Annotated in this window: 16 protein-coding genes; 3 read left to right on the top strand and 13 right to left on the bottom strand. The window is 62.5% G+C overall.

What is annotated here, in order from left to right; all coding sequences use genetic code 11:
• Positions 1 to 46 precede the first annotated feature (46 nt).
• Positions 47 to 760 (bottom strand): fumarylacetoacetate hydrolase family protein, encoded by a 714-nt coding sequence (locus G494_RS0118325; protein ID WP_153305948.1) that lies wholly within the window; start codon positions 758 to 760, stop codon positions 47 to 49.
• 18 nt (positions 761 to 778) lie between these two features.
• On the bottom strand, positions 779 to 1,006 hold the full coding sequence (locus G494_RS27195) for a hypothetical protein (protein ID WP_028585685.1): 228 nt from the start codon (positions 1,004 to 1,006) through the stop codon (positions 779 to 781).
• A gap of 264 nt (positions 1,007 to 1,270) precedes the next feature.
• Here G494_RS27195 and G494_RS27190 point away from each other — a divergent pair, with 264 nt between their 5' ends.
• Positions 1,271 to 1,606, top strand: a complete 336-nt coding sequence (locus tag G494_RS27190) for a ComEA family DNA-binding protein (RefSeq protein ID WP_161630017.1) — start codon at positions 1,271 to 1,273, stop codon at positions 1,604 to 1,606.
• Between the two features lie 162 nt (positions 1,607 to 1,768).
• Here the strand turns inward: G494_RS27190 and G494_RS0118310 are convergent, their stop codons facing one another.
• Entirely contained in the window at positions 1,769 to 2,071 is a 303-nt protein-coding gene (locus tag G494_RS0118310) for a hypothetical protein (protein WP_028585684.1), read from the bottom strand.
• 170 nt (positions 2,072 to 2,241) lie between these two features.
• On the opposite strand from G494_RS0118310, the gene G494_RS24400 reads away from it, so the two are divergent.
• Positions 2,242 to 4,929: a cation-translocating P-type ATPase gene (locus tag G494_RS24400; protein ID WP_161630016.1), complete on the top strand. Its 2,688-nt coding sequence runs from the start codon at positions 2,242 to 2,244 to the stop codon at positions 4,927 to 4,929.
• A 5-nt stretch (positions 4,930 to 4,934) separates the two neighbouring features.
• On the opposite strand, the gene G494_RS0118300 is transcribed toward G494_RS24400, so the two are convergent.
• The 10 genes from G494_RS0118300 to G494_RS25785 all read right to left on the bottom strand — a co-directional run bounded on the left by G494_RS0118300 (position 4,935) and on the right by G494_RS25785 (position 13,377).
• The gene (locus G494_RS0118300) at positions 4,935 to 5,354 is read right to left on the bottom strand and encodes a hypothetical protein (RefSeq protein WP_028585683.1); all 420 of its coding nucleotides are present in this window, start codon (positions 5,352 to 5,354) and stop codon (positions 4,935 to 4,937) included.
• Positions 5,355 to 5,395: 41 nt separating this feature from the next.
• Complete coding sequence (locus G494_RS25795) at positions 5,396 to 5,839, bottom strand: c-type cytochrome (RefSeq protein ID WP_051305858.1); 444 nt, start codon at positions 5,837 to 5,839, stop codon at positions 5,396 to 5,398.
• A 1-nt stretch (position 5,840) separates the two neighbouring features.
• Positions 5,841 to 6,434 carry an SCO family protein gene (locus G494_RS0118290; protein WP_028585682.1) on the bottom strand — a complete coding sequence of 198 codons (594 nt, stop codon included), beginning with the start codon at positions 6,432 to 6,434 and terminating at the stop codon, positions 5,841 to 5,843.
• 124 nt (positions 6,435 to 6,558) lie between these two features.
• On the bottom strand, positions 6,559 to 8,247 hold the full coding sequence (locus G494_RS25790; RefSeq protein ID WP_051305856.1) for an ABC transporter ATP-binding protein: 1,689 nt from the start codon (positions 8,245 to 8,247) through the stop codon (positions 6,559 to 6,561).
• A 66-nt stretch (positions 8,248 to 8,313) separates the two neighbouring features.
• Positions 8,314 to 9,276 (bottom strand): cobalt ECF transporter T component CbiQ, encoded by a 963-nt coding sequence (gene cbiQ / locus G494_RS24385; protein ID WP_051305855.1) that lies wholly within the window; start codon positions 9,274 to 9,276, stop codon positions 8,314 to 8,316.
• The gene (gene cbiM / locus G494_RS0118275; RefSeq protein WP_028585681.1) at positions 9,269 to 9,895 is read right to left on the bottom strand and encodes a cobalt transporter CbiM; all 627 of its coding nucleotides are present in this window, start codon (positions 9,893 to 9,895) and stop codon (positions 9,269 to 9,271) included. Before cbiM ends, cbiQ begins: the two co-directional genes overlap by 8 nt.
• Before the next feature lie 3 nt (positions 9,896 to 9,898).
• Positions 9,899 to 10,255, bottom strand: coding sequence for a hypothetical protein (locus G494_RS0118270; protein WP_028585680.1), 357 nt, complete (start codon positions 10,253 to 10,255; stop codon positions 9,899 to 9,901).
• A 30-nt stretch (positions 10,256 to 10,285) separates the two neighbouring features.
• The gene (locus G494_RS0118265) at positions 10,286 to 10,654 is read right to left on the bottom strand and encodes a hypothetical protein (protein ID WP_051305854.1); all 369 of its coding nucleotides are present in this window, start codon (positions 10,652 to 10,654) and stop codon (positions 10,286 to 10,288) included.
• Between the two features lies 1 nt (position 10,655).
• Positions 10,656 to 11,459: a DUF4198 domain-containing protein gene (locus G494_RS0118260; protein WP_028585678.1), complete on the bottom strand. Its 804-nt coding sequence runs from the start codon at positions 11,457 to 11,459 to the stop codon at positions 10,656 to 10,658.
• 136 nt (positions 11,460 to 11,595) lie between these two features.
• Positions 11,596 to 13,377 carry a TIGR01212 family radical SAM protein gene (locus tag G494_RS25785; protein WP_051305853.1) on the bottom strand — a complete coding sequence of 594 codons (1,782 nt, stop codon included), beginning with the start codon at positions 13,375 to 13,377 and terminating at the stop codon, positions 11,596 to 11,598.
• Positions 13,378 to 13,701: 324 nt separating this feature from the next.
• Between G494_RS25785 and G494_RS0118250 the strand changes: the two genes are divergently transcribed.
• Positions 13,702 to 14,385 carry a metal-dependent hydrolase gene (locus tag G494_RS0118250; RefSeq protein ID WP_028585677.1) on the top strand — a complete coding sequence of 228 codons (684 nt, stop codon included), beginning with the start codon at positions 13,702 to 13,704 and terminating at the stop codon, positions 14,383 to 14,385.
• The last annotated feature ends 52 nt before the right edge of the window (positions 14,386 to 14,437 follow it).

Here is a 14,437-nt window from a genome sequence, read left to right as displayed (position 1 = left end):
GCTGCTGTTGGGCCGGCCGTGGCTGGAGATAGGCGCCTTCTTCCCGCTACTCGGCCCGGACCGGGTTGCGCAGGGTGCCTATCTGTTCGATCTCCACCTCCACCACGTCTCCGGGAGCCAGCTGGCCAACCCCGCTGGGGGTGCCGGTGATGATGATGTCTCCCGGCTCCAGGGTGAAGTTTTTGGAGACAAAGGCCATGATCTCCGCCAGGGGAAAGATCATCCGGGAGGTATTGGAATGCTGGACCAGCCGACCGTTCAGGCGGCAGCTGATCTCCAGGTTCTGGGGATCGGCGATGGCCTCAGGGGGGACAATGACCGGACCGATGGGGCCAAAGGTGTCCAGGGACTTGCCCCGAAACCAACCTCCCTTGTCCTGTTTCTGGAAGTTGCGCTGGCTGATATCGTTGAAGCAGGTATAGCCCAGGACATGCTTCAGTCCCTCTTCAGGGCTCAGGTCTTTGCAGCGATCCTTGACGATCAGGGCCAGCTCCGCCTCATAGTCGGTTCGGGCTGCGGCGAAATCGTAGCCCTCGATCAGTCGGGGCAGGAGGATGGCCTCCCCCGGGCCGATCAGGACATTGGGGGTCTTGGCAAAGAGGATCGGCTCGGTGGGGATCTCGTTGGTGAAGTTCTGGACATCAACGGACTGACTCTCCTGGATATGCTCCAGGTAATTGAGGCCCAGGGCAATGATCTTGCTGGGTGTGAGGGTGTAGCTTCCACCGGTGGCAAGGGGCAGGGTAACAGGCATGGTCATCTTCTCGGGCTGGGGTTCTCAGAAAGGCTCGGGCGCGGCATGGTCATCGTCACCGTCCAACCCGACCATCTCTGTGGCCAGCATTTCGGCGGCAAAACCGTAGTAGACCTCCATGGCCTGGGCCAGGTTACGGATCAGCTCGCTGAGTTGGAGTCGTTCTGCCAGGCTGGTAGAGGCGGCCAACTCGCTGAGGGCCCGGTTCAGTTCCTTTTGCAATGCTTCCATGTCAAGGCGGAGATCATCCATGGCGGTCTTCCTGGCAGGGGTGATGGCGGAGGGTATGCTGTTCTCTTAGTCGGTTTGAGCGGGGACGTCAAGACATGGACTCGGGGTCCGCCCTGTCCCGGGCAGGGAAGGTTGATCTTACCAGATGTTTACTTGATGTTATGTTTTTTTTTCGTAGTGTATGGCCAACAGTATGCCAATGGCCCAGGCAGCGTTGGCTGGCCAGTGGCTGGAAAAAGCGGTGTCTGCCGCGGTGTAACCTTAAAAAAAGAGAGGACGATCCCGATGAAAACCAAGAAGAGTAGAGTTGGAGCGAGTCTGGTGGCTGGAGCCATTCTGTTGAGCACGCCCGCATCCCTGTGGGCCATGGATAGCGCTCAGGCTGTCGGTTCTGCCAAGGATATGGCGGCCAAGGCCGCCACCATGGTGGAGCAGTTGAATATCAATACCGCCAGTGTGGACGCCCTGGCCAAGGTCCCGGGGATAGGGCCGAAGATCGGCGAGGCCATTGCCGCCTACCGGGAGAACCATGGTGCCTTCAAGAGTCTTGGCGACCTGCTGCAGGTGGAGGGCATCGATGGCGGGCTGCTGGAAAAGATCCAGCCGCTGCTGACCCTCTAGGCGGCCAACGCGTCTCTTCACGATCCAGGGGGCCGCAGCCTGCACGGCCGGTCCCCTGAAGTTCGTGCTTTCCCTCTCCCCAGCGTCGCTGTCAGCGGCGCCTGTCCTTCCCCCTGCGCCAGGTCCTGCTCTGAGCCTGCAGCGTTCCCTTGTACTGACGGGCTACTTGACAATAATAACCCTGGTCTCTTTCTTCCTGGCCTTGATCCGTCGCTCCAGCTCAGCCTTGGAGAGTGGTCTCCAGCCGTCGATCACCTTCTGTTCGCACCAGGGTTTGAGGGTTGTGACGTCGGGATTGTCACTGAGCAGCATATACTGGTCAACACAGGCGTTGGTGCTCCTGATCACGGCCCCGGCATTATACTTATGGCCATAGGTCTCTTTGATCCGTTTTTCTTCGGCGGTCAGGGCCAGGGCGGCGGTGGCCGTGAGGGCCAGGATCAGGACGGTATACAGGATTTTCATGGCAAACCTCCTTGGGCTGGTTGAATTTGATCGGGATGGTACCGCAAGTGTAGATCATCGCTTCCATGAAGGCAAATCCAATCTGGCCAGAGACGGGCCAGGGGACGACCAACTCCGCCTCCCCTTTAAGGTCTGGGGAGAAAATCTTGGTGCAGGCCAAGGGATGGTCTATGATAGAGGCAGATGCACCCGTAAACCCCCATGTCGGAACGATCACCATGGATAACCCCTCTTCAACGACCAGTTCCCAGGTCCTCAGGCAACTGCAGAGCTCTCTCCAGGGGCTCTCCTCCCAGGAGGTGGTCCGCCGCCGGCACCGTTCTGGGGCCAACATCCTCCTGCCTCGTCCCCCCATCAGCGCCTGGCGGATCTTCTGCAACCAGTTCTCAGGCTTTATCATCCAGCTGCTGCTCTTTGCCGTCTGTTTTTCGCTGCTCATCGGCGAATACACCGATGCCCTGGTGATAGTGGCCATGCTGGTGATGAACGGCTGTATCGGTTTTATCCAGGAGCTGAAGGCCAACCGCTCACTGGAGGCCCTGCTTCAACTGGTCACCATTACCGCCCGGGTGCGCAGGGGGGGGCAGGAGTCCCGGCTCGATGCTGCCGAACTGGTTCCCGGCGACATCATCCTGCTGGAGCCGGGAGACCGGGTTCCAGCCGATGCCCGTCTGCTGGAGTCGCTGGCACTGCAGCTGGAGGAGGCCAGCCTCACCGGTGAAAGCATGAGCGTGGCGAAAAGTACCTCTGTCCTGGCTCCGGGGCTGTCGCCCGGGGACCAGCGGAACATGGTCTTTGCCTCCACCGCGGTGGTGGGCGGTCGGGGAGTGGCCGTGGTCACGGCCACGGCCATGGAAACCGAGATCGGCAAGATCTCAGCCATGCTCAGCGCCACTCCCAGTGAAGAGACCCCTCTGCAGCGACGTCTGGATCGCTTTGGTCGTCGCCTGGGACGGATCATCGGCGGGCTCTGTATCCTGGTTTTTTTGCTCCTGCTGGGCCGGGTTCTGGCCGGTGAACGGGAGCTGACCACCAGCCTGTTTATCGATTTCGCCTTTGTGGCCATCAGTCTGGCCGTGGCTGCCGTGCCCACGGCGCTGCCTGCGGTGGTGACCATCTCCCTGTCGGTGGGGACCAGGCGATTGCTGAAGAGGGAGGTGCTGGTCAGGCGGCTGACCTCGGTGGAAACCCTGGGCAGCTGTGATGTCATCTGTACCGACAAGACCGGCACCCTGACCATGAACACCATGAACGTGGTCCGGGGCTGGACCAGCGGCGGACTGTTTGAGATGGCAGAGCTGCGGGAACGGGGGCCGGTCTCCACCGCCGAGCGGCTGTTGTTTATGATCGGCCAGGGCTGCAACAATGGTCAGCTTGCAGGCGAGAGCGACAGCGGCAGGGGGACGCCCACGGAGCAGGCCCTGCTCCTCAGTGGCCGGCAGGCCGGGGTGGAGTTTGCTGCTGAGCGCTTGGGCGAGCTGCCCTTTGATTCCCTGCGCAAACGAATGAGTGTGCTGGTGCGTGGGGAGCAGGGGCTGCGGGTCTATACCAAGGGGGCCCCTGGGGTGGTCCTGGCCCGCTGCAGCCGGATCCAGCGCCAAGAGGGGGTCGAAGTCCTGGATGAGCGGCAGCGCCGGCAGATAGAGGCCCTCATCCATGACTTTGCCGGGGCCGCGCTTCGGGTGATCGCCTGTGCCTATGCTCCCTCTGATGCGGCCAGCGGCATCGTGGAGGAGGGCTTGATCTTTGTCGGTCTCCAGGCCATGGAGGATCCGCCCCGTCCCGATGTGAGGGACTCCATCCAGCGGGCCAGGGAGGCCCATATTCGACCGATCATGATCACCGGTGACCACCGGGAGACCGCCCGGGCCATCGGTGAGCAGGTTGGGATCAGCGGCCGGGTCCTCAGCGGAAAAGAGCTTGATGCGCTGGATGACCAGGAACTGGAGGCCGCCCTGGCAGAGGTCAATATCTTTGCCAGGGTGGTGCCGGCGCATAAGTTGCGTCTGGTTAAGGCATTACAGCAGGCCGGCCATGTGGTGGCCATGACCGGAGACGGGGTGAATGATGCCCCGGCCCTGAAGAAGGCGGATATCGGCATTGCCGTGGGCAGTGGAACCGATGTGGCCAAGGAGGCCGCAGACTTTGTGCTCTGCAACGATTCCTTTGCCAATATCGTTGCTGCTGTGGAAGAGGGCAGGGGCATCTATGATAATATCCAGAAGTCGATCATGCTGCTGCTCTCGGGGAATCTGATGGAAGTGCTCCTGGTGGTGGTGGCCGTGCTGGTAGGCTTTAATCTGCCGCTGACCGCCCTGATGTTGCTCTGGATCAACTTTGTCACCGATGGGGCCCCGGCCCTGGCCTACAGTGTCGATCCCTATGGGCGTCAGATCATGCAGCGCCCACCCCAGGCACATGATCAGGGCGTGCTGCCCGCAGCACGGCTGCGCCTCCTTCTGGCCCTGGGCAGCGGAGGAGCCCTGATCGGCCTGATCTGCTTTGCCCTTGCCGGCGGCAACAGTGCGGATCCGGCTCAGCTGCAACGGGCCCAGACCCTGGCCTTCAGCTATGTGGTCCTCTTTGAGATGGTGCTGGTCTTTGTGATCCGGAGGAGCTACGGGGTGCCCTGGCGTTCCAACCCCTGGCTCTGGTGGGCCGTGGTCCTGTCCGTACTGTTCCAGGGGCTGGTGGTCTATTCACCGCTCAACCTGGTGTTCGGGGTCGTAGCCCTGGAGGGAGCCGATCTGCTGCTCCTCTCCGCCTCTGGAGCAGCCTTTATCGCCCTGACCCTGGGGGTAATGGCCTGGTTCAGGGCAGACCCTGTCGCCTCGTCCCCCGGTTCGGGGAGCGGCTGAGCGTCTCAGGGGCCCTGGATCAAGGCCTCTCCCCTGGCGATGGCCTGGTCGGTGTGCTGTTGGACCTGGAGAATCAGCTTCTTCTGTTCTTGGAAATAGTGCAGCTGTTTGCTGTAGGTCCTCTCTTCCGCCGGGGCGTACTGGTGCATCCAGCGCATCATGGCGGCTTGGGCCTGTTCCAGCTGTTGGCTGGCTTCCCGGGCCTGCTGCTGTTGCTTTGCTTGGAGACCCTTTTTTTCGGCCAGTTGTTCCAGCTTGAGGGAGAGTTCGTGCATATAACCGGTCTTGGCCATGGCCTCATCGTGGATGGCCATGACCTCGGCCTTGAGCTGTTTGGCCTGCTGGCGATCGTTGTTTTGGCAGCCGCTGGAGAGGAGCAGGGCCAGGAGCACGACCAGCAGAGGGAAGATGGGACGAGGTTGCATGGCGAGACCTCCTTGGTTTTGAGGTGGGTGCAGGTGATCGTTCATGGACAGCGCTCCAGCCAGGCGCGAATCTCCTCCTCGCTGCCTGGTGTTTGAGCGGCTCTGCCGGCAAATCTGCCGCTGTAGCGGAGCAGGGCGGTGAGCTCTGCCGCCCCGAGTCCTGGATTGGCCGGCATGGTCTGGTTGAAGCGGCCGTCAGCCAGCCGGATGGTCCCCTGGAGGCCGCGGCGGATCAGGCAGGGAAGCCTGGCACGGAGCCGGCTAAAGTAGGGGGAGCCCTGCAGGGGAGGGTAGAGTTTGCGGAACCCCTGACCCTCTGCGCCGTGGCACTGACTGCAGTGACGAAGGTAGAGTTGTCGGCCCAGGCGAGTCACCTCTTCCGTTTCCGGGGAGGCCTGGGCCCCATCCAGGCAGACGCTGAGCCCGCTGATCAGGCCGAACAGCACTCCGAGCAGCAGCCGGCCGGGGCCGGTTCGGCGGCTCATCTCAGGGCTCCTCCAGCAGGCGGCGGATATCTGCGATGAGTCGATCCACCTCAGCGCCATCGGTGCCGTCGTAGTAGCCGCGAATCCGGCGATGTCGGTCGATGAGACAGAAGGAGCCGCTGTGGAGGTAGCCGCCTGGGGCCTGCGGGGACTCCACCACCCCCAGCATGTAGTGCTTGGCCAGTCCATAGATGGCCCTCTTGGGGCCGGTCACCAGGTGCCAGCGGCTGGCGTCTATCTCCAGGCCCTGGGCATAGCTCTGGAGCACGGACACGGTATCATGCTCCGGATCGATGGTATGGGAGAGGAGCAGGACCCGGGGCTGGTTACGGAAGGCCTCATAGACCCGAACCATTTGGGATTTCATGATGGGGCAGATGGTGGGGCAGGTGGTAAAGAAGAAGTCCGTTACATAGATGCTGTCTTGGAAGGTTGCCGGGGTGACGGTCTGGCCGTCCTGGTCCTGGAGGGCAAAATCCAGCTGCACGCTGCCGAGAATCGGCAGAGGAGGTGGCTGCCGGCGACAGGCCGGCAGGGCGAGGAGCAGGCAGAGCATCAGCAGGAGTGATGGTTGGAGCGTGTTTCTCGGGTGCATTTTTCCAAGGGATACGTTGGCGAAGAAACGATACTCTATCATTTCCTGATACCCCCTAATAGCAGGGCTGTAAACAGAATAAATTGAAACAGTGGTGGTTATCGCTTGTCGGCGCTGTTGTGCTTCACCGTTCCGGCTGCCAGGAAGCTCCGGAGCGCTCGTCTCGCTGCAGGGTTTGGATCTGCTGGTAGCAGGCGTTCTTATACTGATAATCCAGACCATTCAGCGCCTGCAAGCCCTCATCCTCCAGGAACTCTGCGGTGGAATAGTCCCGGACGACCTGCCCCTGGTGGAGGACCACGGTCCGGCTGCAGAGCCTCTGGATAAAGAAGAGATCATGGCTGATCAGCAGTGTGGCCATGGGCAGTTCCTCCAGGAGAGTGAGCAGCAGTTGCTCGCTGGCAGGATCCAGTCCCGGGGTGGGCTCATCCAGGATCAGCAGCTTCGGTTCCAGGACCAGGGCCGTGGCCAGGGCCAGCCGTTTCCGCTCCCCGCCGCTCATCTGCAGGGGGATTCGCTCCTCGTATCCGGCCAGGCCGACCTGGGCCAGGGCCTGCTCCACCCGTGGGCCGATATCCCCGGGCAGCGGTTGCTGTTGCTGGAGGCCAAAGGCCACCTCATCCCAGCAGGAGGAACAGAACAGTTGATCAGCCGCATCTTGAAAGACCATCCCCACCTCCTGCCACAGCTTTCGGCAGTCACCACCGTCCAGCTGGGTCCCCTGGAAGAAGAGATAGCCCTCAGCCTGGTGCAGGCCCAGGAGGCAGGAGGCCAGGGTCGATTTACCGGCGCCGTTTTCTCCGACCAGGGCGATGTGCTCTCCGGGGTGGATAGCGAGGTTGAGGTCGATGATCCCCGGTGAGTGATCGGGATAGTGGAAGCTGCAATGCTGGAGCTCCAGCAGGGGGGAGCCGGTGTGGGCAGGGGGGGGGTGATGACCCTCCAGGCCAGGGTGGTCATGGCTGTGCTGGTGGTGATGGTGGTGAGCGGCTGACTGCTGAGCGTGGCTCTGGTGGCCGCAGCAGGCGAAACGGAAGGTGAAATCAAGGCCATGCTCGTGGAGTTCTTTCTGGCTGGCCATCAGCTCGGTCATGGAGAGGTCATGCTGGATCAGGCCGTCGGCCAGGACCACGGCCCGGTCACAGATCTCGTAGAGGAAGAGCAGGTCATGGTCGATGATGATCATGGTGCCGCTGAAGGAGCGTAACAGCTCCCTGAAGATCCGCTCCTGGCAGGGGTCAAGGTTGGCCGTGGGTTCATCTAGGATCAGGATCTCCGGCTCCATGGCCAGGATGGCGGCAAAGGCGGCCCTCTTTTTCTGGCCGTAACTGAGGTTATGGGCCGGTTTGTAGGCCAGCTGCTCCAGACCCACGGCCGCCAGGCTCTCGTGAACCAGCTGTTCCACCCGTGGTGGCTTCTGGCCCTGGTTCAGCGGCCCAAAGGCCACGTCTTCGTAGAGGCTGTTGGAGAAAAGCTGGTTGTCCGGATCCTGGAAGAGTACTCCCACCCGCCGGTGGAGGAGGGCCTGTTCTGTTGCTGAGAGGGGGGCGCCCTGGTAGAGCAGGCTGCCCTGCTGGACGGGCAGCAGGCCGTTGAGGTGACGGACCAGGGTTGATTTTCCGGAACCGTTTCGGCCGACCAGTGCCAGCCGGTCCTGGTGATGGATCTCCAGGTTGATGCCCCTGAGGGCCATGGTGGCGTTGGCATAGCTGTAGGAGAGCCCGTTGAGCTTAAACAGCGGTGTCCGGGAGCGGTCACTGGTTCTTTTCCGGGTTGTGGCTGCATCCTGGGAGGGTGATTGGGGTGCGGTCATGGGGCAGGTGATCCGGGTTGAAGGTCTGGGAACGAACCGGCCAGGGGGCGGTTTCGCCGGGAGGGCTTAGCGAACCAGGCAGGATGATAAGGCCGGCCACAGGTCCGGAGCAAATCGGTCCAGCAGCAGGAGGCCCAGCATCGCCAGGACCACCATCGTCGCCAAGAGCAGGTCAGCGGGTTTGAGCTGGAAGCGTACCTGGCTGGGAAACACTCCCTGATAGCCCCGGCTCACCATGGCCTCGTAGACCTGCTGGGTCCGTTCATAGGAGCGGATAAAGAGCATGCCCAGAAAGTGGCCCATGGTCCGCATGGTGGCCAGGTTGGTGCCCGGGGCAAAGCCCCGGACCCGCATGGAGCGGTACATCCGTTTGGATTCATGGACAAAGAGAAAGATATAACGATGGCTCAAGAGGATCATCTGGCCGATGGCCGGAGGCAGACCCAGCTGTTGGAGGGCCTGGAGGCTGGTGCTCAGGGGGGCTGTGGCGAACATCGGCTCCATCAACAGGGCCACGCTGCAGGCCTTGAGCATGATGATCAGGGCCAGCAGCAGGCCGTCCAGGTGAAAGGGCAGGGCCGAGAGCAGGGGAAAGAGGAGGAGGGTTTCCCCGGGCCTGGCCGGAGCGGTGAAGGGGAGCAAGAGCAGCAGCATCCCCAGGAAGCCGGACATGGCCAGCAGCCGTTGCCCTACCTGTTTCCAGGGCAGCCGACAGCAGTGGACCGCCAGCAGGGCAAGGGCCAGTGCTGCCAGGCAGCTGGGGAGCCGGTTGAGGGCGGCGATCAGAAAACAGCCGGGCAGCAGGCAGGCCAGCTTGAGCCGGGCGTCCCAGCGGTGAAACAGCGAGCTGGGGCTGGTGCCCGGCGCCAGGGTGGGGATGGACCAGTCCGGCCCCTGGGTGGGTCGGTCCCTGTTCGAGCTCTCGGCCCTGGTAAGGGCCAACAGCCCTATGGGCAGCAGGCTTGCCGAAATCAGGATGACCAGGGCCACGGCCAGGGGAACCTGGATGATCTGAGCAGGCTCAGCCATGGCGGCTCCCGAACCGGGCTGCGCTGTGGAGCATCTCCGGCTTGACCCGGGCGATGAAGCCCAGGCTGGCCCCGGAGACCAGGGCCTCGATCAGGATCACCGGCAGGTGCGCGATCAGGGCAATCCGGGCCACTCCCCAAAAGGCTTCGCCGCCGGTGGCCAGGAGGGCGGCCAGGAAGACCGCCGCCAGCACGGTACCCAGGCCGCCTGCCACGGCGCCGGCCAGGGTGATGCTGCACCAGGGTGCGGCGGCAAGGCTGCGGAAGAGCAGGGCACAGAGTATTGCCGGGATCCCCATGATCACCCCGTTGGCCCCCAGGGCGGTGAGGCCGCCGAACTGGAAGAGGATCGACTGGAGCACCAGGCCGATGGTGATGGAGACAAAGGCTGCTGCCGGTCCCAACAGGGCGCCCACCAGGCCCGGGAGGAGGAGGTGAACACTGGTGGTGCCCAGGGGCAGGTGGATCAGGGAGGCCACAAAGAATGAGGCGGTGACCACGGCGATCTTGGGCAGCTCATCCTGATTCAGGCGGCGCAGGCTGACGGCGACAGCGGCGACAGAGAGGGCAGAGGTGGCCAGGGACACGGAGAGGGGCAGGACGCCGTCGGCAATATGCATGGCTTATGCCCCTCCTCCGGAGCGTCGCTCCGGGCCGGCCTGGGGGCGGCGGGACCTCACCAGGGCGGCGGTTCCGAACAGTGCGAGGATGAAGCCGATGCCGGTGATGATATCGTCTACGCCCGGGCCGCTCTGCTCTGCACGCAGGGCGGCAAGCTCCCGCTTGATGGCGCGTAACTCCCGGCCCAGGGCCGCCTGTTGCTCCAGCAGCCGGCCTTGTTCCTGGCAGGGGTTGCTGAGCGGCAGGGTGTCGTCGGCTGTGAGCGAACCCGGCAGGAGCAGGAGGGTGGTCGTCAGCAGGAGCGTCACCAAGAGGGGAGAGGGGCCCGGCAGACGGGCAGGGCAGATCCAAAGTGGCATAAGGGTCACGTTCCTGAATTCTGTGAGTCGCTAGCGGCGGTCTGGTTGAAGGTCACCCTTCAGGGTGAACTGATTGCGATGGCCCATGCCGGCATCAATCACGATGGTCAGTGCTTCCTGCGTCGGCTCCGGAAAAAAGAAGCCTCCCTGTTCGTCGGTGCTGCCGCTGAGCAATAACCGGTCGTCGGCCTGACGCACCTCTATCCGGCCGCCACGCACCGCCCGGCCATCGCTGAAGTAACTCTCGGTATAGATGGTTCCCTGGTCACGGTAGGCAAAGACATGGAGGTTGTGGGCCTGCACCGTTGTGACCTGCCAGCAGACGGAGAGCAGCAGCAGGAGGAGGAGCCTGGGAGCCTGGAGTCGGTTGGTGAAGGGCTTGAGTGAGGAGTGCTGCATCTCAGCGGGGAGCGTCGCCGGTGGTCAGATCGGTGGCGTGCACCCAGTAGACGGCGCCCAGCTCCACCTTCTTCTTGACCCCATCGTGCTCCAGCAGCCGGTCATCCTCGCTTAAGGCGGCAAATCCCCACCAGCCGGCCTTGACCATGGCATAGGAAAAAACCCCCTTGCCATCGGCCTTGACCACCTGGGTGATAAAGGGGCTGCTGGGAGGGGTGATCGGAGGGGCCGGTGGGGCAGAGGCGTTGAGGTATTCCACCTCTACCTCGGCAAAGGGCACTGGTTTGCCCTTGAGCAGGACCTGGCCGGTGAAGAGGTTGTTGGTCCAGAGGCCGTAGGGGCGGCTCAGGGGGATGATCTCGGTCTCCAGGCCCACGGGCTGGTCCCAACCCTGTTCCAGGCCAAAGGCATTGACGCAGACCTTAGTGGAGTGGATGATAAAGACATCCTCGCTGGGCTCCCAGTAGGGTGTCGGTACCATGAAGAAGGTATAGTCTCCGGGCCTGCTGATGGTTACGCTTCCCTGCCAGCTGGTGAAGCCCTGTTCTTTGTTCGCCTGAAAGGCGCTGCCCAGGTCGGTGCGTACTCCGCGGTGGAGCATGCCGATCTGTTCAGGTCGGGCCAGTTCCATGGCCTGTCCCTCCTGGGGATGGAGGAAGCTGAGCCGCAGGCTCAGCTGGGCAGGATCACCTTTAGTGATGATATCATCGGAGGGGATGACGGCACCGAAGTGGGCCAGGCTGGGTCCAGGGACCAGGCTAAGGCAGGAGAGGCAGGCTACGGCTAAGGCGATGGGACGGAGCATTGATAGGACCTCCAGATACGGGAGAGAGTGTGATGTTTTTTTAAAACGTAACACTCCTATATCTCGCTTTGGCGGTGGCTGTCAACACGAAATCGAAAAACGTGTTACCGTTTACCCTGTATCGCTGTTGCCCTGCTTAAACTGCGGCTCCCTGGGCCCCCTCTCGCTGTTTCCGCTGGAGGATCTCCTCCTCCCTGGCTCGGAGAATCTCCCTGTTGGTCCGGGTCGCGTTGGGGTCACGGTAGGGGGTGCCGCGGACGGTAGTCATCAGAAAGAGGTCCCGCTCGGGCAGGGGCAGAGCAGTGGCCAGGGGCGAACAGGCGGCAATGGTGCCGCCCCGCGAGCGGCCAAAGGCCTGGGTCTCGCCCACCATAAAGCCTGCCTCCCGCAGGCCGGCACGCACCGGAATGGCTGCGCAGTAGGTCAGCAGGGCCCCATCCGGGGCCAGCAGGGGTCGCAGGGCACGAAAGAAATCCACGGTCCAGAGTTCACTGTTGCGCTGGGTGGAGAAGGCATCCAGCCAGATCAGTTCAAAGGGGCCCTCTGCCTGGCCGATGGTATGGCGGGCGTCCCCCCAGAGTAACCGGATGGAACAGCCGTCCTGGGACCAACTGCCCTGGCTGCAGAGTCGGGCGAGGCAATCATTCCAGTCAAGTCGGCTGTTGTCTTCCCTGAGTGTGGCTGCCGCAGCTGCGACCACCCCCCGATCCATCTCCAGGGCCGTGATCTCCAGGGAGCGGTTTTCGGCCAGGGCCTGGCTGCAGGCGGTGAGGCTGTTGTAGCCCAGGCCAAAGCAGATATCGAGGACCCTGACCCTTCCCCGCTTCAGGCGTTCCTTGAGGGCGCCGGGGCGGCAGTATTTTTCCCGGGCCTCGGAACGGGCCCCGGCAAGGGTATGGTAATGCTCCTTCAGCTTCGGGTTCCAGAAGGTGAAGCTGCCGTCCTCGGTTTCCACCGGCTGGGGAGGGGACGGTTGCTTCATGTCGGCAGCGGGCTGTTCGGGCGGTGATGTCAGGGCCATGCCCTGGGAGATCTGTCGTTGCTGCATCTGTTTGATCAGGTAGTTGCGAAACTGGCCCTTGTTCATGGTCCAACAGGGGCCAATGAGTTGCTCTTTCGGGGTATCGGTACTCAGGCGGATGATGGCTCGGTCTGCCGGGATATAGGGCAGGAGCTCGAGGAGAATCTCCCCATAGCCATATTCGCCCAGCAGGGGAAGGGGCTGCCTCTTGTGCTCCCGGGCCAGGGCGGTACCGGCGATGATGTGGAGGTTGTGGAGCTTGATCGCATCCACCGGCAGCTCTGCCAGGGCCTCCATGGTCTGGCGAAAGTGGGTCCGTGTCTCCCCGGGCAGGCCGATGATCAGGTGAACCGCCACAGAGACCCCGGCCCGATGGAGCTGGCGGATGGCCCGGCGGCTGGCGGCCCAGTCATGGCCCCGGTTGATCCGCTCCAGGGTGGCATCGTGGCTGGTCTGGACACCCAGCTCCACCCAGACATCAAGGGAGCGCTGGAGCCGGGACAGGTAGGCCAGGGTCGCTTCGGGAAGACAGTCGGGCCGGGTACCGATGCTGATGGCCCGAAAGTTCTCCTGCTCCAGGATCAGCGCCACCAGTTCCTCCAGGCGCTGGACAGAGGTGAAGGTGTTGGTAAAGGCCTGGAGATAGGCCATGAAGGCCTGTGCCTGGTAGCGTTTTTTGGCAAAGGCCACTCCGGCCCGGATCTGTTCCCGGATATCGCTGAGGGTGCCCAGTTGGACCGCCCTGGCCCCATCTTCCGGGCAGAAACTGCAGCCCCCTCCGCTCCGCTTGCGATGGGGGCAGCCAAAGCCGGGATCCAGGGGGACCCGCTGGAGCACCTCTCCGTAGCGCTCCTTCAAGAAGTCGCGATATTCATAGAGCAGGCGGGCTGATTTCATGGTGTGGTCCTGGGTGCGGTAGAGGGGAGAAGATATTCAAGCTCACCTCAAGGTGGCCTTTAAGCTTTAAGGTTCCTCTGGTGGGATCTTGTCGAGGAGTACACAGGCGGTCGGCTCCTCTGGTCCCGTCAATCGCCTGCAGCCGCTGCTGGCGATTGTTCGTCCAACCACTGGTCAAGAGGGCTGCTATCTGCTATTTTTTTGTAAGGAGCACCCGGGTCGGCTCAGTACCTGGGACTGTTCTCTTTGCTTTTTCCCAAACTATCGAGGGCATCATGGATAATGAACCTCATTGTTCTCTAGGGTGTCCCTAAGGAGGTCTCTATGACACTACACCTTACCTGGCTCAGCCATTCGGCCTTTCTGCTGGAGAGCGCTGGGACCAAGATCTTGATTGATCCGTTTATTTCAGGAAATCCACTCAGTCCGGTGGAGGCCGACGAGGTGGAGGCCGATTATATCCTGGTCTCCCACGGCCACGGCGATCATATCGGTGATACCCTGGCCATTGCCCAGCGCACCGGGGCCACGGTGGTGGCCAACTTTGAGATCTGTAACTGGCTGGGAGCCCAGGGCTTGGAGCGGGTCCATCCCCAGCATATCGGCGGCGGCTATGACTATCCCTGGGGCCGGGTCAAGCTCACCATCGCCCACCACGGCTCTCAACTCCCGGATGGCTCCTATGGTGGCGCTCCCTGCGGTTTTCTCCTCACCATCGGGGAGAAGAAGATCTACCATGCCTGTGATACCGGTCTGTTTTACGACATGGTGCTCATCGGCGAGGAGGGGCTGGATCTGGCTATCCTGCCCATTGGCGATAACTTTACCATGGGACCCGACGATGCCCTGCGGGCGGTGTCGCTGCTTCGGCCTAAGCAGGTGGTGCCCATCCACTACAACACCTTTGACCTGATCCGTCAGGATCCCCAGGCCTGGGCCCAACGGGTACGGGAGCAGACCGAGGCCGAGCCCTGTGTCCTGGAGGTTGGCGGGAGCGTGGAGATCTGACCCTGACAGACACCGGCAGGTGTCAGTCTGCAGCTGCAGACTGACGCCTGTG

It is taken from the genome of Desulfogranum mediterraneum DSM 13871 (assembly GCF_000429965.1).
In the GTDB taxonomy this organism is placed as follows: Bacteria; Desulfobacterota; Desulfobulbia; order Desulfobulbales; family Desulfobulbaceae; genus Desulfogranum; species Desulfogranum mediterraneum.
Note: the sequence above shows the minus strand (reverse complement) of the source record. Positions and strands in the feature narration are given on the sequence as shown.

What these genes read in the sequence shown, in the direction of transcription:
- G494_RS0118325 (WP_153305948.1), bottom strand. Translation starts at nt 760, where the DNA reads ATGACCATGCCTGTTACCCTGCCCCTTGCCACCGGTGGAAGCTACACC.
- G494_RS27195 (WP_028585685.1), bottom strand. Translation starts at nt 1,006, where the DNA reads ATGGATGATCTCCGCCTTGACATGGAAGCATTGCAAAAGGAACTGAAC.
- G494_RS27190 (WP_161630017.1), top strand. Translation starts at nt 1,271, where the DNA reads ATGAAAACCAAGAAGAGTAGAGTTGGAGCGAGTCTGGTGGCTGGAGCC.
- G494_RS0118310 (WP_028585684.1), bottom strand. Translation starts at nt 2,071, where the DNA reads ATGAAAATCCTGTATACCGTCCTGATCCTGGCCCTCACGGCCACCGCC.
- G494_RS24400 (WP_161630016.1), top strand. Translation starts at nt 2,242, where the DNA reads ATGATAGAGGCAGATGCACCCGTAAACCCCCATGTCGGAACGATCACC.
- G494_RS0118300 (WP_028585683.1), bottom strand. Translation starts at nt 5,354, where the DNA reads ATGCAACCTCGTCCCATCTTCCCTCTGCTGGTCGTGCTCCTGGCCCTG.
- G494_RS25795 (WP_051305858.1), bottom strand. Translation starts at nt 5,839, where the DNA reads ATGAGCCGCCGAACCGGCCCCGGCCGGCTGCTGCTCGGAGTGCTGTTC.
- G494_RS0118290 (WP_028585682.1), bottom strand. Translation starts at nt 6,434, where the DNA reads ATGCACCCGAGAAACACGCTCCAACCATCACTCCTGCTGATGCTCTGC.
- G494_RS25790 (WP_051305856.1), bottom strand. Translation starts at nt 8,247, where the DNA reads ATGACCGCACCCCAATCACCCTCCCAGGATGCAGCCACAACCCGGAAA.
- cbiQ (WP_051305855.1), bottom strand. Translation starts at nt 9,276, where the DNA reads ATGGCTGAGCCTGCTCAGATCATCCAGGTTCCCCTGGCCGTGGCCCTG.
- cbiM (WP_028585681.1), bottom strand. Translation starts at nt 9,895, where the DNA reads ATGCATATTGCCGACGGCGTCCTGCCCCTCTCCGTGTCCCTGGCCACC.
- G494_RS0118270 (WP_028585680.1), bottom strand. Translation starts at nt 10,255, where the DNA reads ATGCCACTTTGGATCTGCCCTGCCCGTCTGCCGGGCCCCTCTCCCCTC.
- G494_RS0118265 (WP_051305854.1), bottom strand. Translation starts at nt 10,654, where the DNA reads ATGCAGCACTCCTCACTCAAGCCCTTCACCAACCGACTCCAGGCTCCC.
- G494_RS0118260 (WP_028585678.1), bottom strand. Translation starts at nt 11,459, where the DNA reads ATGCTCCGTCCCATCGCCTTAGCCGTAGCCTGCCTCTCCTGCCTTAGC.
- G494_RS25785 (WP_051305853.1), bottom strand. Translation starts at nt 13,377, where the DNA reads ATGAAATCAGCCCGCCTGCTCTATGAATATCGCGACTTCTTGAAGGAG.
- G494_RS0118250 (WP_028585677.1), top strand. Translation starts at nt 13,702, where the DNA reads ATGACACTACACCTTACCTGGCTCAGCCATTCGGCCTTTCTGCTGGAG.